The sequence below is a fragment of the Providencia sp. UF-183 genome, from assembly GCF_058246155.1.
In genome coordinates this window covers 1-16,893 of the sequence record NZ_JBSICD010000019.1, presented here as the reverse complement: position 1 = coordinate 16,893, position 16,893 = coordinate 1, and the positions used below count along the sequence as shown (strand labels likewise).

Below are 16,893 nucleotides of genomic sequence, written 5' to 3'. Positions count from 1 at the left end.
AGTACGCACTTATTCCTAATCTTCATTGCTTTAATTCCAATTCAATAATAAAACATTAACGCACTTAAAAATGCTAAGATACAGATCTATAACAAATTTCGTTATTATTTAGGTTAAGGAAATTCACTTACTTTTATAATTAGGAGCTTGATATCCCCCTATGACAAATTTCCTCGAACTCTTTCAAGCCGTTGGCATTGGCCTCGTTTTGCTCCTTCCGCTAGCTAACCCCTTAACGGCAATTGCAGTTATGCTGAGCATCTCAGCAAATATGACCAAAGAGCAACGCAATCACCAAGCTTTTCTCGCTTCAATCTATGTTTTTGCCATAATGACCATTGCTTTTTATGCAGGGCAACTTGTGATGAATACATTTGGTATATCAATACCAGGTTTACGCATTGCAGGTGGGTTAATTGTTGCTTTTATTGGTTTTGGAATGCTATTTCCAAATAATGACTCATCCGATGATTCATCAACAACACCATTAGATGACCCTAGCGTGTCCAAAAAACGCCAAGAATCGCCAAATATTGCCTTCGTTCCTTTAGCCATGCCAAGCACTGCGGGGCCCGGTACAATTGCGATGATCATCAGCTCAACTGCATCGCTGCAAGGAAATGTGACCTTTGCGCCTTGGGTGCTTAAAGTGGCACCAGTCATCACGTTTCTTTTAGCCAGTTTGATTGTGTGGATTGGTTTACGAGGGGCAACGTCAATTATGAGATGGTTAGGAAATAGTGGGATTGATGCGATCGCTCGCGTAATGGGCTTTTTGTTAATTTGTATGGGAGTGCAATTTGTTATCAACGGTATCGTTGAAATTATCGCGCAACTCCCACACTTATTAACGGAGTATCAATAAGACATCGCTAAGGCATTGTAGGCATTTTTAACTTTCCATAAATAACGTGGGGCCTGCGGTGCTGGATGCTTAGTTTGTACATGCTGATAAAATTCCTCAGGCGACAAGTTGTTAATCATCGCTATCGCCCTGCCTTTATCGTTATCAAAGGTTCTAAGCAGTGCTCCCGCCCCATTCACATATGCAACGACAGTTGCGTAATACAGTGTTTGTGGGTGGTTTATTCCCGCAAGATGCTGGTCCCTTAATATCCGAATATAGGCCGTGCCAATATCGATATTTTTCCGAGGATCTTTTAAATCACTTGAGCTGGGCTCGCCAGATTTACCTTGGAAACGATAAGCATCACGCCCTGCGGTTGAGGCTTTAATTTGCATCAAGCCAATCGCATTCGATTTGCTCACCACTTCTGGTCTAAAATTAGATTCAACCTCAATAATTGCCCGAATAAGTGTTTCATCAACGCTATAGCGCGAAGCAGAGTCACGAATGAATTCATCAAACGGCGTTCGAGGGAATGAGGTATTTTGTGCTGTTGTTGGTAACGTATTTTGGTTATCCAACATACGCGTTTTTGTTGTTTGCCTATCTGGCTCACTAGAGCAACCGGCAAGTAGCAGTAGCACAAAAGTACCGCTGATTATTTTTTTCACTGTTGTATCCTCTGCTATCAAAGCCAACGGGAGAATAACTAATCCCAAGAAAAATAAAATAATTTTTACTTAACTTTTACTTCAGGACGTGTTTTAGTCATACAAATTAATAATGAGTGATAAAAACCAATAATAACTATAGATGCAATTCCTCATTTTTTATGTTTATTTTTATAAATGATATTGATAATCATTATCAGTTGAGTTATAAAATGGAATTGTTATAAACCATAACAACCATACTGTTAAAAAATGTTAAGCCTAAAATGTCAGGGTCAACTTTTATGAAGAAGAATTTATCTCGATTATCTGCACCTTTACTCACCACTGTATTTGCATTAGCTGCAATGCTCTTTATTAGCCAACCGGCGTTTGCTAAAAAGTTTAAAGTGGTCACTACGTTTACCATCATTCAAGATATTGCTCAAAATGTAGCCGGAGACGCGGCAATTGTCGAGTCAATTACAAAACCCGGTGCTGAAATTCATGGGTACCAACCCACCCCCAAAGATATTATGAAGGCTTATGATGCCGATTTAATTCTATGGAATGGTATGAATTTAGAGGTTTGGTTCCAACGTTTCTTTGAAAACTTTAAAAATGTCCCTGCGGTCATTGTTACTGAGGGCATTGAGCCAATGCCAATTCGTGAAGGTGAATATAAAGACAATCCAAACCCACACGCTTGGATGTCCCCTGCGAATGCAAAAATTTATATCGAAAACATTCGCCAAGCATTGGTTAAATATGACCCTGAAAATGCTGAAACCTACAATACCAATGCCAAAAATTACACGCAACAGATTGAAGCCCTTGATGCACCACTGCGTGAACGTTTAAATCGCATTCCAGAAAATGAGCGCTGGTTAGTGTCCAGTGAAGGCGCGTTTAGCTATCTAACAAAAGATTATGGCTTTAAAGAGGTTTACTTATGGCCAATCAATGCGGAAGAGCAAGGTTCACCACAACAAGTTAAAAAAGTGATTGATACCGTACGCCAATATAATATTCCTGTTGTATTTAGCGAGAGCACTATTTCAGACAAACCCGCTCGCCAAGTCAGCAAAGAAACAGGAGCTAAATACGGTGGCATTCTATATGTAGATTCACTTTCTACCGCAGACGGCCCTGTGCCAACTTATATCGACCTGTTAAAAACCACTGTAGACACGATAGCCAAAGGATTTTCACAGTAATATGAATCACTCTAATCAGTTTGAGCACCCAAATTTGGTCGTTGATGATGCAACCGTGACTTACAACAACGGCCACACCGCAATTTATGATGCGAGTTTTAATATTACGGGTGGCTCCATTTGTGCACTCGTTGGAGTGAACGGTAGTGGTAAATCGACGCTATTTAAAACCATTATGGGGCTCGTCACCCCATCATCGGGTAGTGTCACATTAAATGCTCAACCTATTAAAGCGGCACTAAAAGAGAACGTCATTGCTTATGTTCCGCAAACCGAGGAAGTGGACTGGAACTTCCCCGTTCTAGTATCCGATGTCGTCATGATGGGGCGCTACGGTAAAATGGGTTTTTTCCGTATCCCTAAAAAAGAAGACAAAGATGCTGTGAAGATGGCGCTTGAGCGTGTTGACCTTGCTGGCCTTGAACATCGGCAAATTGGTGAACTTTCAGGGGGACAAAAAAAGCGGGTATTTTTGGCTCGTGCCCTTGCCCAACAAGGTAAAGTATTGCTGTTGGATGAACCGTTTACGGGTGTTGACGTAAAAACGGAAAATGCCATCATCGACTTGCTTCGCAGTTTGCGTGATGAAGGCCATCTCATTTTGGTTTCAACACATAACTTAGGGAGCGTTCCCGAGTTTTGTGACCAAGTCATTTTGATTAATCGTACTGTATTAGCCAGTGGACCAACGGAAACCACGTTCACCCAAAGAAACCTCCAGCAAGCCTTCGGTGGTGTGCTGCGTCACATCAACCTGTCAGGGCAAGAGCTGCATGATGACGATGACCCACGGTCAATTACCGTTATTACCGATGATGAACGAGCTGCGGTTTTCTATGGACATGATCATGATGCTCCGGTGAGAAAAAATCCACCTAAGGGTGAAGAATGATTGATCTGTTATTAGAGCCTTTTAAATACGATTTTATGATAAAAGCCATTTGGGTGAGTGCCATTGTCGGTGCCGTCTGTGCGTTTTTATCCGCGTATTTGATGTTAAAAGGCTGGTCATTGATGGGAGATGCCCTTTCCCACTCTGTCGTTCCAGGGGTAGCTGGAGCCTATGCATTAGGCCTACCTTACGCTGCGGGGGCTTTTTTTACAGGGATCCTTGCCGCACTTGCGATGACATTAATAAAACATTTAACTCGTCTGCGAGAAGATGCCGTTATTGGCTTTATCTTTTCCACGTTCTTCGCTGCGGGCTTATTAATAGTTTCATTGAACCCAACCTCGGTAAACGTACAAAGTATTATCTTCGGTAATATTTTAGGTATTGCAGACGCAGATGTGCTTCAAGTTGAAATTATTATTGGTGTGTCATTCATCGTTTTATTGTGCTTATGGAAAGACCTTTTGGCCGTCTTTTTTGATGAGAGCCACGCGCGCTCCATTGGTTTAAACCCATTACGCTTAAAAATCATTTTCTTTACGTTATTAAGCGCTTGTACCGTTGCTGCACTGCAAACCGTTGGCGCAATTTTAGTTATAGCTATGGTCGTCACCCCGGGCGCTACAGCCTACTTATTGACAGACCAGTTTAAACGCTTATTAATCATCTCTGTAACCATCGGTACGGTAACCAGCGCAGTTGGTGCGTATATTAGCTACTACCTCAATGGCGCTACAGGTGGGTTGATCGTCACATTACAGACCATTATTTTCTTATTGGCTTTCTTCTTTGCACCAAAGCACGGTATTTTTGCCTCTCGTCGCAAGGCGAAAAAAGAAGTGGCTCGGTTACACCAGCAAGGAGCCTCTCATGAGTGATTTTATTGACTTATTGATGGCCCCCTTCGCCTTTCCATTTATGCAAAAAGCGTTAATCACTGCCATCGTAACAGGCACTGTGTGCGCTATTTTATCTTGCTTTTTAGTGTTAAAAGGCTGGTCACTCATGGGGGATGCCATTTCCCATGCCGTTTTACCGGGGATCATTATTGCTTCTCTGCTCGGTATTCCTTTGGCTATTGGGGCATTCGCTTCAGGGTTATTCTGCGCTGTCGCGACGGGTTACCTCAAAGAAAATAGCCGAATAAAAGAAGATACCGTCATGGGGATTGTATTTTCAGGAATGTTTGCCATCGGTTTAGTGATGTTTGCCAAAATCGATACCGAGCAGCACCTAACGCATATCCTATTTGGTGATATTTTAGGGATAACCGACAGTGAATTTAAGCAAATTTTACTGTTTGCAGGGATTACCATTGCGATTATCTTGCTAAAACGTAAAGACTTTATGCTGTATTGCTTCGACCCGAACCAAGCACGTGTGATTGGCTTGCCCGTTAAGTTGATTCATTATGGGCTGTTGTCGTTGTTGGCCTTGACCATTGTGGCATCTCTACAAGCTGTTGGGATCATTCTTGTCATTGCCATGTTGATCTCGCCAGGGATTATTGCGTTTGTTCTCTGTCGTAGTTTTGGCAAAATGCTGATCGTCGCCATTATCGCCTCCGTCACATCTAGCGTGATTGGCACTATTCTTAGCTTCCATATTAATGCAACGACAGGGCCAACCATTGTTGTTACTCAAGCCGTTTATTTTGTTATTGCCTTAATCTATAGCAAGTTGGTATTAGCGCGTAAACGGAGCCAAACAAATCCCCAAAGTATGCATACGGCTTAAACTGAAATCATACTCTTATCTAAAAAGGCTGAACTAACTAATTGTTAGAACAGCCTTTTTTAATATTCACAAATTATGCGTCACTGTTATTTACGCAATGTGCGAGGTTGTTGATTTATAACGGTATTTCTCTGCTGCTCTGCGTCTTCCAAATCATAAACTTTCATTTCACCGCTTCCTGCGGGCAATGCACGTTCAACCACCAACTCCGCGTCTGATTGTGCCACGAACTCTTGCAATTGCTGATGCTGACTACACCAAATGGCATCAACATCTTTATCTCGTTGGGTGTCTCTTTGTGAGGATAACGCCACCGTACGTGTTTGAAAGCGGGCTTGTTTTCCGCCCAACTCTAAACCATACCCCGGCGTTGCAGGGTGCCTGACTACGACTTTGCCATCATCCATCCACGCTTTAATATCCGTCTCTTGAACTTGATAGCCCAGCTTACCTAAACCATCTAGCACCACTCTTCTTTGCGCCTCTGCGACAAACGCCTGTTCTGCCAAATTAATTTTTGCTTCTAATTGTTCAGCCAGTGACATCAACACAGTAACTGAACTTGAATGTATTGAAGCTAATGCTTCATCAATAATTTTTGCATTCTCATCATCAGAAAAAATAGCGAGCTCTGCACAAAGCTGTTCGATTTTTTCAACTAACTCAGTGTGTTGCTGGCTTTCTTTCAACTGTTTAGCCAAGATCAAAATGAGTGAATCAGCTCGTAAATGGCGCTGTGAACTTTCATTCATTGCTTGAATTTCAGTAAGCTGTTGCTGTGCGCTTAGTGCCTCAGTCAAACTTCCCACCAGTTTAAGCTTTTCAATCATCAATAAAATTTGCTCACATTGCTTGGCAAACGGCGATAATGGCGCACCGTGCTGCCAAAATTGTGGCACATCTTCAGATTGTGCCTTTAACTGTTCAAGTAATTGATTAGCAAAGGGTGAAAGTTGGCTTTGAACGTCATCTAGGGCAGTGAGAGCGCGGAAAATTAATGAACCCGATGCCTTTTCATTCATCACTTCGCGACTTTCCAGCTCTGCAATTAACTGTTTTTCGGCAGGTAGCTTTTCTCGAACTAACGCTGCTAATGCTTCAAAATTATGTTGGCGGTGCGTATTGGCTCGAGCCACTAGTGCTTGCTGCTCAAGTTGCTGTTCACGAACAGTTTGTATCTCTTGTTTCAGCGTGCCATTAAATTGTGCCAATTCATTCTTCAGCGTAGTGAGCTGACGCGCAGATATTGTGCTGATATCATTCGCTGATAGTTGCTGAAATAATGTGACTATTTGTTCAATACGTGTCTGGTGATACTGTGTTGTATTGGCCATTTTTTGCCATTGCTGGAACATTTTACGCGTCACTGCCAATTGCCGACGGCACTGGATTTCATTCATTTCCCTAACGCTGATACGATGAACTGATGAGCTCATAATTCACTTTCCTGATGTATCGCCCTATTCGTTGAGCCAGTTAAACTGATTGATGCATTAACAATCGCATCTTGTAGTTGCTGTTGCGCTGTCACTCTATCGTTATACCATTCAATAATAGAAACTCGATAACGCTGCGGTATGACACGGCTTAAGATATTGCTTCGCCATAGTTCCCTTGACCTAGCCGTTTGCAACAGTGGATGAGATGGCATATCACACTCAATACCAATTAATAATTGCCCTGTTATCTCATCTTCAATAATGCAATCAAAATGAAACACTTCTTTTTGCGTTGATACTGTCACCTGCCAACCATTTTGCTGAATAAATTCAACCACTGAAGTGACAAAGGCACTTTGTTCTACATAGGTATCTTGCACGGCCAGCTGTGTCTGGCACATGCGGTTAAGCAATTTTTGATTTTCGTTTTGTCTCAATGGGTTGCAAGCATCTTTCGCATACGCTAAATAGCCTTGTAAGTAATCCCGCGGGATCTCCGGCTTACGGTAGGTTGTCAGTAAATCGGATATTTCCTCGATAGGCATCGATGACATAATAACCACTTGCTGTCTTGCGCGTGTAATCGCAACATTTAAACGTCGTTCGCCCCCAGCTTGCCCCAATACACCGAAGTTACGCCTAAATGTCCCCTGCGCATTACGGCCAAATGTGGTGGAGAATAAAATGACATCGCGCTCGTCTCCTTGCACGTTTTCCACATTTTTGACAAAGAAGGACATATCTTCTTCATCACGAAAGCGTTGGTTTTCTTGTGTGTAGGCGGCCAAAAATTGCTCGTCCTGCTCAGCCCTCAGTCGAATTTGTTGGTTAATCAACGAGGTCTGCTTTTGGTTGAAGGTGACCACTCCCACTGACGGACGCTGCTCGAAAGGAAGTTGCCACACCGTTGCAAGATGCTCAACCACTGCCGCCGCTTCCGCCTCATTACTTTGATTAACATACATACCATTAACCGCTACCAGCTGTAATGGCTTAATTTTACTCACTAATTTGGCTGAAAATTGTGCTGGAATATTCAACCGATTTTCATAAAAAGCAAAATTTGAAAAATTGATCAGTTCCCGATATGCCGAACGATAATGAATATCTAAGGTGTGAACTGGCAATACGGTACGCGCCAAATGTAGCAAATCAGGGCAATCACTAATTTGTCGATAATCCCATTCTTCATTCGCATCGATTTGCTGTTCATCCACCTCATCCTCATTGTCCTCTTCAACCAGTTTCCCTGTGAAGAATTTAGAAGGCGGCATTTGCTTTTCATCACCACTAACAATCGCTTGTTTCCCCCTAAACAAGGTAGACAATGCAAATTCAATGGGCATTTGCGACGCTTCATCATAAATCACACTATCAAACATTGCCGCTTGCAATGGCAGGACTTGGCTTGCTACATCTGGTGTCATCAGCCAAATCGGGCGTAATTGCATCAAACCAATTTCACGCCCTTCGTTAATAAATTCCCGTAAACGGCGCGCCCTTGGCCCTGCAAGGCGCGTAATTTCTTCCCATTCACGGCGGCTTCCCATTTGAGACAAATCATAATTGCGTGTTAGTGCCGCACGGTTAAAGAGTTGCAGTTCTTTTTGTGCCTGCTCAAGTTCGGTTAAATCCGCCATAAATTGCTGACTATTGGCCGAAAGTGCAGGCAATTTAGCCTCAAATTGTTTTTTTACAAAATGATAGAAACCGTAGCTAACTGTCTGTATTAGTGCTGCAACCCAATCTTTTTGGTGATTATTTTCATGAATATATTGCGTAATGACAGGGTGTAATACCGCTAAGGTTTGCCAATGTTGTGGCGTAAAATTGGCAGTTTCCTCTCTAAATAATTGATACTGAATCAACGAATTTCTTTTCTCAGCAATTTGGACTAGTTCATTCGTAAATGATTTTCCTTCATCAATTGCCTGTTGGAACCGTTCAATCGTTTGTGATGAAAAAACAGGTGCAATTCGCTCTAATTGGCTCTCACTTTCTACTCTTGCTTTAAACTTTGTCACTGCAGATTGAATTTCATGGCACTGGCGTTCAAATCCAAACTGCTGTTTCTCGATAATAGCAGGTAAAAAATGGGAAATTTCAGGGTATTGAGCCAATAACTGGCTCGAACTCTCCACCCATTTTAATTGTTCAATTAACTGAGGTAATCCAGTTCGCCAACCTGGCTGAAGTTCCATACCAATCAATTGATAAATAGGTATAATTTCTTTTTCAAGTAAGCGCCATTGTTGCTCTACACCTATCGTTTTATGCAATACAGCCAAGCTATCCTGATTTAACCCACTTTCAGCCATAAATTGCTGTAGCTGATTATGGCGACCATAATAAAACGGGTTGAAAAATCGTAACCAAGACCCCTGTATTGACTCCGTTGTTGCACGGGATAATTCCGCTAATTTTTTCGATTCTATTCCCTTAAATAACGGGAAAAGTAGTGAATCTGTATTTGCCTCATCAATCATTAATAAGCGTTGATAACGCTGTTCTAATTGTTCAATGACGGTTTTGCCCGTCGTGACTGAACCGTGCAAATCGATAAACAACGCTAACCACTGGGATAAACTTTGCCATTGTGCTGGCGTTTGTTGGCCAAAATGTGACGTTAACTGCGCAAGAATACGTTCATGGTTTGTCAGTTCAGTGAGTGTAATACCGTGATAATCGGATTGGTAAGCCTGATCACGTTGCTTTTCCACATCAATAAATAATGTAATCTGTTGATTAAATAACAGATATTGATGCTCGTTCACAGAAAACTGCGCTAATGCTTTTAATGGGCTATTTTCATAATCTAATTGCCACCATATTTGGGCATGCTGCTTAATGTCATCGAGAAGTTGGGCTAATTTAGGTTGATTAAACTCTGTAAATACTTGAACTAACGCATCATCATTGATATTCAAACGCTCTAAAACGTCCACCTGAATTAAACTGCTTAAAATCTGTTTATAAGATAACTGCCAATGGGTATCGACATCATTGAGGGCATGGTAATAAGCATCCAATTTTTGTTCAAAAAGCTGTACTCGGCTAAATAAACGGGTGCGTTCTGCTTGCCAATCTTGTTCAAATAACGTGCTACTTTCTTTATTCCACAGTTGCTCAATTTGTTCACGCACCGCCAAAATAACCTCACGGCTTTTTTGGTTCTGACGAATAAGCAGCGCCCTATCACCTAAACCATTAGCCACCAATCGCTTGTATACCACCTCAAGTGCCGCAGGCTTTTGGCATACCACTAACACGGTCTGTTGATGGCCTAATGCATCGGCAATAAGACTAACAATCGTTTGGCTTTTCCCTGTTCCCGGTGGCCCTTCAATCAATAGCCCTGTTTGTTGTTGCGCGGCTTGAACAACACGCTCTTGAGACGGATCGGCAAGGGATAACGCAAATGGGCTCAGGATATTTTCGGGATTAACAACACGTTCCGGTAAACTTGCTGAGCTGACTTTAAGTAAGGTAGACAATGCTGTTTGCGCAATGGACATATTGGCTATTTGCTGTAAGTCACCACTCATTGCCTGACCAATAAATGACGTGTGGAATAGCACTGCCGAGCAGGCAACCTGTGCATAGTTTTCTTCTACAGGATCAGTTAACGAAGGCAATGGAAGTAACTGCGTACCTTGTATTGGCAACAGTGCAGACAAGCTTTCCATCATTTCATCAATGGTCACCCCAGCTTTTGATAACAAAGCGTCTAAAGCACCCTGCCACTTACTTATTGCGGGGATCCCCACAAAGCTCGCTAACGCAGGGTTAAGGCGGACGGCACCTCGCTCGTGGTCAAAATTTAATTGAATAGGGCTTTGCTGAGCAATCGCCGATTGCATTGAAATTGGCCATAAAAATAACGGCGCAATACGGGGTTTAATTTGATTAGGCTGAGTATTCAACACTAAAAAAGGAAAGCCCAAATACATGCCATTAATACCCGTATCCCGTTGATACAATTGCGTATCTGCTTGTAGCATTCTTAAGCGGGTATTCACGCCTTTACGCTGTAGCAGCATATCGCTATCAATGGTCATCAACCCTTTTTTGCGGTTAAGTAAGTGCTCCAATAACGCACTTGCACTGCGAAGCGTACTATCACACTCCGTTAAATCAATGCGTCCTGTATTTGGCGTTAAACGCATGCGAACTAAATTGCCTCGCTGCGTCACCGCGGTTAGTTTTTGGTTAAAAAAGCGTAAGACTTCAAGCACATACTTTTGTGATTCAGGGACTTGCCAGTGCTCTATTGGTATCGCCAGTAGCACGAGTGTTTTCTCTAGCGAAAGCCTGCGCATCAATAAAAACTGGTCAACCCAATTGTCTAAAACAGCCAACCCGACACGTTTGAAATCACTCACTCGCTCGCTAAGTTGTAAATACAATGCCTTACGTGTTAATGAAAGCTGCATTTTGGCCATTTCATGATCAAAATTATCAATATCATTTTGTTTAGCGAGCTCAAACGCCTGCTCAATCAATGTGTCTAATGAAATAAACTGGCCAATATCCGCACTCAATAGCAGAATGTAATCAATCTCTTGCGGATTTTGCTTATCAAATAACCCTTGTAAACTTTCATTATGGGAATCAGGAAATTGCGCATGTAAGAGCTCCCACCTTGCAGATAATTGATTGATTGAAGTAATCAATAAATACAAACGCAAACTTTCTTCATTTAATAGAATATTGAGTTGGTGGGCTCGCTCTCGCACCAAACATTGGCGATGATAAAGCTGCACTAGCCAATGCTGGGGGTCGATATCTTGAATGTATCGATTAAGCGGCTCGCTAATCAGTGTAAAAGCTAAACGGGGATTTTCTAGCAGCCATGCAGGCGTGATGATCTCACCACGGTAAATTAATGGGATGTTTTCATTGATAATTTTTAAAGCAAAAGTCAGCTTAATTTCATTGAGATTTTCTTGCTGGAAGTCGCTATCTAGCAATGTTTGTAGTTTCGTTAGTTGTTCGTGGCTGTTTTCAAACTGCGCTAGCCACGAACTAACTTCACCCCGCAATAAAAGTAGTAACGCATCATCCCAATGGTTCGCTTGTGCTGCCACCAATGCAAATACGTCTGGTTGTTGGAATTGCTGTCCCGCAAACGTCAGCGTGTGGAGATGGCTTTGTCTATCGTTTTTTTGACTTTGTGGAGCTTGCTGGGGTTTTCCTTGTAGCCACGCTAAAACCTCTGGCCACTGCCAACGTAAGAAACGGTCTCTGCACAATAACCCGCGCAATAATAGTTGGATATTAGCAGGTAAATCTTCTGGTAAATCAACGCCATTAGTCATTACTTGGATAAGAAAAGCATTATCTTGAATATGGTCGAAACACCGCCCTTGGGTCAGTTGTTCTAAGAGGATAATCCCGAGACTCCACCAATCGGACGCTGCACTGACACCACCAGCAAGAGTTTCAGGCGCTGAATAACGGGAAATATCCAGTGGCGTAACAATATCAAGGTCAAACTCAGATAAACAGGCAGAACCGTATTCAATCACTACAATATCAAGAGGATGGCGCTTGCGAATAAGCAAATTAGCGGGGCTCAAATTACGATGTCGTAACCCATGCTCCGCAAATGCCGCGATTGCCTGCCCCATTTCATCTACAAGTTTAGGAATTTCATCTGCCTGCCAAAATTCACCTTGCTGGATAAACTGACTTAGTGACCCGCCCTCAAGCATTTCAGTGACATGCCATGCGCGGTTTTCAAAGCGGCCATACTCATAAAACTCAGGAACATGGTCTGTTGGAATGCGTTTAAGGACTTGGTAAACCGCGGGATCAGGCTCCTCTCCCTTTTGGTAGAGCGTCAGTACGCCGTTTTTTTCTTCAGTACAATGCGTAACGAAGTAGCGTTCGCGGGGGCTATCACTGCCATTAATTCGTCTTTCTAAGCGCCAAGCGCCTATCTGCTGATGGGGTGACGACAAAATCTCAATGACTGGCTCTGCTGCAACATCCGCCCCACACTCAAGACAAATAAAATCATCTTCAGCCATAAGGTGACCATTTTCACAATGACGCTGTTGGTGATTTTGGGTTTCACCATTATTGCCAAAAGGGGCTTCAACGGGGCTAGTTTGTTGTACTTCAGGGCGCCACCCTTCAGGATGAATAGGCTCAAGCGTTAAATCCCAACCGCAAAGTTGTAAACTTCCTTGTGGTGTTTGAGTTTGCCCTGCACAAAATATTTCAGTTAACGGCCGTTCTGTTAAACAATGCGGGCAAAAGCGTATCATCGTCATCCTTCTCTCTCGTTACTATTTTTTGAGTTGTTTTAAGGTGTTATCTTGTAGGGCAAGGAGGTGACTTAACCGTTGCATATCGCCTCGTTCAGGGATCCCCGCCAGAAACAGCCGCCCTTGCTCATCAAAGGCTAAGTCCAGTTTCTTATCTTCTGGCATTGCAACACGTTGGTATTGTTTAAATAATGACTTCCCAAGCGGTGTTAGAAGATGAAGCTGTTGATTATCACTGCCCCTTAACATTAAAGTTTGCGGCATTTCGACGTTAAATGGCTCACTGATCAATGCATCTATGTAGGGGGACATTTGAGCAACGCTATCTTCAATCACTCCCCATTCATAGCCGCTATATACTAGAATATTTCCTTTAAATCGCTGTTTTATTTCACGTAATAATGTGAGTAAGGCGTCTGGTTGCTCAAACGGCTCTCCCCCTGAAATGGTAATGCCATCTGCGTATGGTAACCATTCTTGGACTTGGTCAATTAATTGTGTCACTGTGAAATGGCTGTCTTTAGCTTGCCACGTATCAGGGGATAAACACCCCTTGCAACGCAGAGAACATCCTTGAAACCAAATACCAATCCGTTTTCCCGGCCCTAAAGTTGTGACAGGAAAATGAATACGTGAAACACTAATATTCATTAGGTTAATTGCCTACTGCGGTTAACGTAACTTGTGCATTTTCACCCATCTGAATCGACGTAATTTGATAAGCACTATTGGCTTGTATGTCTTGGTCGAAAATTGCTCTCGATAATGGGTTAATCAAATACATTTCTAATTGATTACGTATTCCACGCCCACCATTAGACAAATCTGCCAAACAGTTAATTTTTAACGCGTCTTTAGCTTCCGCAGATATTGAAATAGTCAAAGACTGTTTTTCTAAGCCTGACAATATGTTATCCACCATTTGCTCAAAAATTTGCTCAGCAACATCAGGGCGGATAAAGTCAAAAACAATGATATTTTCCCCTATGCGATTGAGCAATTCTGGGCGGTTAAGTACCAGTTTAAAATGGCGCTCTATTTCATTTTTCACATTGCGCGTCACGGTTTCAAATGGCTCATGAGGTTGGACATTTGCCACTCGCTCGCCACTAGCGTCTAAGCGATAAATACCGAGGTTAGACGTGAAAATAATTAATGCTTCAGAAAAATAAACGCGATCGCCGCGCCCTGACGTTAAAACACCATCATCGATAATCTGTAAAAACTTATCCATTAAATGGGGATGGGCTTTTTCGATTTCATCAAACAAAACCACACTGAATGGCTTTTCGCGGATTGCGTTAGTTAATTCACCCCCTGAATCATACCCAACGTAGCCAGGAGGGGCACCAATCAGTCGTTGGTCTGCATGTTCAGCACTAAATTCTGACATATCAAAGCGGATATACGCACTTTCGTCACCAAACAGTAATTGAGTCACCGTTTTAGCCAATTCTGTTTTCCCAACACCCGTTGGCCCCGCAAGAAATAATACGCCACGAGGGCGCCCACCTTTATTGCTACCGACACCCGTCATTGCCCGTTTGATGATATCCAATAAATGTGTGACAGCATGCTGTTGCCCTTTTACTCTGCGGGAAATCACTGCTGGGGCATGATGAATTTTTTGCTTATCAATCTTTTTCCACGGGTCTTCCGTGATCCCGACTTTGTATCGACGAACCGCATCGCTAATACTGGTTGCTGGCACCTGTTCGATACGCGCCAACTGCACAATGGCAGTTAAATCCAGCAGCAACAGCCCTTCTGTTTCATCTATAAAATCATTAATTAATGAGGATTTATCAGCTTCTGCTAAGCCATTAAAATCCGCCAACGAAGCCAATAGACTAGGTGCTAACAAACGGCGTACTTGGCCATCGGGTTTAGCAACGGGAATGGCTCGAATACGTGGGTTATTCACCACAAACCAATCAGGTAAATCCGTTTCTTTTTCCACTATCCAAAAGACGGTATTAAAAAATGGTTGATTTTGATCCCCTGCAGGCCTTGCCTTTCCTTGGTGTGATGCAACAAGTGCGCGGGTAAATAAACTGTGTTCTGCGGGCGTAAGGTTATCGCGATGAGAAATTAAACAAGAGGCAAAGTCGATACATAAGGCAGTAGGCTGTTGTTTATCATTAATCAACCGCTCAAGCAGGTGATTTAACATATCGATACCACCCGCCGCTTTACCCTCAGCAACATTTAACCCTAGTCGTTGCATAACAGCATCCGTTTCTTGGGTGTTATGTGCAGGGTTTGCTAAACATTGAAAACCGACCAAGGGTGTATAAGTCAGCACATATGCATACCCTGCTTTAAATAAACTATTAAATAACGATTGGTTAAATGGCAAAGGTGTCACAATGGAAGGCGCAATTTCACTGGCTTGTAAATCACGTACATTGCCGAACAATACAAACTGACTTTTCAGCGGAATAAATCGCAATAAGTCCCTTAACCAACGTGGATTTTGAAAATCAGTGTGCATAGTTTTCCCTTGTTATTTAACTTTTTTGCAGTTTACCTGAATAAGCTGAGGAACGCGCTGGCATATCACTATAACAAGAAAATATCTGAACATTCTCAATTTGATAAAAAACCGCTATCTTTAGGTTTGCAGCAATTTATTTTTACTCATAAAACTCTTAAATAATTATTTCGTGATAGGCGCTTCTTTTTAAACAATTATCACTGTTAATTCCTAAACTGTCGCTATAGTATTGTGTTAATGAAGACCAAAGCAGAGCGAGGTGAGTCATGTGGCAAGCAATGTGTCGTTTATTAAGTGAACACTTAGGTGAAGCGGAGCTGCGTAACAAAGTCATTCTCTCTGGTGGTGATATTCACCATACGTTAAGAATTGACTATGGCGAACACACCGTATTCATTAAACAAAATCGGCGTGAGTTTCTACCGTTATTTAAACAAGAGGCTGAACAGCTAGAAATGCTCGCCAAAAGCCAAACCATTACCGTTCCCAAGGTATATGGTGTCGGCAGTAATAAGCACCATAGTTTTCTGCTTCTCGAATACTTCCCTTTAAAACCTTTTGATACCACCAACGCTTGGCACTTTGGCCAGCAGCTTGCCCGCTTACACCAATGGGAAGAGCAACCTAGTTATGGCTTTGATTTTGACACCATGCTCAGCACTATTATCCAACCAAATGGCTGGGAAAAACGCTGGAATTCATTCTTTGCAGAAAAACGTATTGGTCTTCAATTACAATTAGCGTCTGAGAAAGGCATGGTATTTGGTGATATTCAGCAAATTGTCGATATTGTTAAAAATAAATTAGCCGGCCATCAACCTCAACCCTCTTTATTACACGGCGATTTATGGCCTGCTAACTGCGCCATTACTCAACAAATTGATGGTGTTCTTTATGATCCTGCATGCTACTGGGGTGATAGAGAGTGCGATATTGCAATGTTACCTTTATATAAAGATATTCCCATTCAAATTATCGATGGTTACCAAAGTGTTTGGCCACTTCCGCAAGGCTTTTTAGATAGACAGCCCATTTACCAATTATATTTTTTACTCAATCAAGCGCATATTTTTGGCAATGAGCAAAGCTATCTACACGCCCAAAAGATTATTGATTCGCTATTAAAGGAATAATCAGGAAGGTCATAAAACGAGAATAACTTGGGCCACCTCTATAAGTCGGTGACCCAAGCCGCCGAATGAATCCAACAACTCTACAGTTTGAAGTATGACCAACTTTTAATTTTCTAAATAATTCCTATTATGCGTAGGCATCAAGTGCCGCTAATCGCTAGGAGCATACATAAGTATGTGACTAGCGTTAGCAAACGAAGATAACACCC

11 protein-coding genes are annotated in these 16,893 nt (G+C 42.3%); 6 read left to right on the top strand and 5 right to left on the bottom strand.

The genetic code is table 11. The features are described 5' to 3' along the window. The first annotated feature begins 160 nt into the window (after positions 1–160). Entirely contained in the window at positions 161–865 is a 705-nt protein-coding gene (locus AC4IFT_RS16435; protein ID WP_219248748.1) for a MarC family NAAT transporter, read from the top strand. Here the strand turns inward: AC4IFT_RS16435 and AC4IFT_RS16430 are convergent. Further along, on the bottom strand, positions 859–1,518 hold the full coding sequence (locus AC4IFT_RS16430; RefSeq protein WP_490736147.1) for a transglycosylase SLT domain-containing protein: 660 nt from the start codon (positions 1,516–1,518) through the stop codon (positions 859–861). The genes AC4IFT_RS16435 and AC4IFT_RS16430 overlap by 7 nt on opposite strands. Positions 1,519–1,802: 284 nt before the next feature. On the opposite strand from AC4IFT_RS16430, the gene AC4IFT_RS16425 reads away from it, so the two are divergent. Genes AC4IFT_RS16425 through AC4IFT_RS16410 form a run of 4 tightly spaced genes read left to right on the top strand, consistent with a single transcriptional unit; the run spans position 1,803 to position 5,343 of the window. Then, on the top strand, positions 1,803–2,714 hold the full coding sequence (locus AC4IFT_RS16425) for a metal ABC transporter substrate-binding protein (protein ID WP_219248751.1): 912 nt from the start codon (positions 1,803–1,805) through the stop codon (positions 2,712–2,714). A 1-nt stretch (position 2,715) separates the two neighbouring features. Further along, entirely contained in the window at positions 2,716–3,606 is an 891-nt protein-coding gene (locus AC4IFT_RS16420; RefSeq protein ID WP_490736144.1) for a manganese/iron ABC transporter ATP-binding protein, read from the top strand. Next, positions 3,603–4,484 carry a metal ABC transporter permease gene (locus tag AC4IFT_RS16415; protein WP_490736142.1) on the top strand — a complete coding sequence of 294 codons (882 nt, stop codon included), beginning with the start codon at positions 3,603–3,605 and terminating at the stop codon, positions 4,482–4,484. The genes AC4IFT_RS16420 and AC4IFT_RS16415 overlap by 4 nt, the downstream gene beginning before the upstream one ends. Then, on the top strand, positions 4,477–5,343 hold the full coding sequence (locus tag AC4IFT_RS16410; RefSeq protein WP_430252239.1) for a metal ABC transporter permease: 867 nt from the start codon (positions 4,477–4,479) through the stop codon (positions 5,341–5,343). The genes AC4IFT_RS16415 and AC4IFT_RS16410 overlap by 8 nt, the downstream gene beginning before the upstream one ends. A gap of 86 nt (positions 5,344–5,429) precedes the next feature. Here the strand turns inward: AC4IFT_RS16410 and AC4IFT_RS16405 are convergent, their stop codons facing one another. Genes AC4IFT_RS16405 through AC4IFT_RS16390 form a run of 4 tightly spaced genes read right to left on the bottom strand, consistent with a single transcriptional unit; the run spans position 5,430 to position 15,548 of the window. Continuing rightward, positions 5,430–6,779: a hypothetical protein gene (locus AC4IFT_RS16405; RefSeq protein ID WP_490751927.1), complete on the bottom strand. Its 1,350-nt coding sequence runs from the start codon at positions 6,777–6,779 to the stop codon at positions 5,430–5,432. Further along, on the bottom strand, positions 6,776–13,060 hold the full coding sequence (locus AC4IFT_RS16400) for a protein kinase domain-containing protein (RefSeq protein WP_490751925.1): 6,285 nt from the start codon (positions 13,058–13,060) through the stop codon (positions 6,776–6,778). The genes AC4IFT_RS16405 and AC4IFT_RS16400 overlap by 4 nt, the downstream gene beginning before the upstream one ends. A gap of 15 nt (positions 13,061–13,075) precedes the next feature. Next, positions 13,076–13,705: a 4Fe-4S single cluster domain-containing protein gene (locus AC4IFT_RS16395; protein ID WP_490751923.1), complete on the bottom strand. Its 630-nt coding sequence runs from the start codon at positions 13,703–13,705 to the stop codon at positions 13,076–13,078. Positions 13,706–13,709: 4 nt separating this feature from the next. Continuing rightward, complete coding sequence (locus AC4IFT_RS16390; protein ID WP_490751921.1) at positions 13,710–15,548, bottom strand: AAA family ATPase; 1,839 nt, start codon at positions 15,546–15,548, stop codon at positions 13,710–13,712. A 269-nt stretch (positions 15,549–15,817) separates the two neighbouring features. Here AC4IFT_RS16390 and AC4IFT_RS16385 point away from each other — a divergent pair, with 269 nt between their 5' ends. Beyond that, positions 15,818–16,684 carry a fructosamine kinase family protein gene (locus AC4IFT_RS16385; RefSeq protein ID WP_490736132.1) on the top strand — a complete coding sequence of 289 codons (867 nt, stop codon included), beginning with the start codon at positions 15,818–15,820 and terminating at the stop codon, positions 16,682–16,684. Positions 16,685–16,893 lie beyond the last annotated feature (209 nt).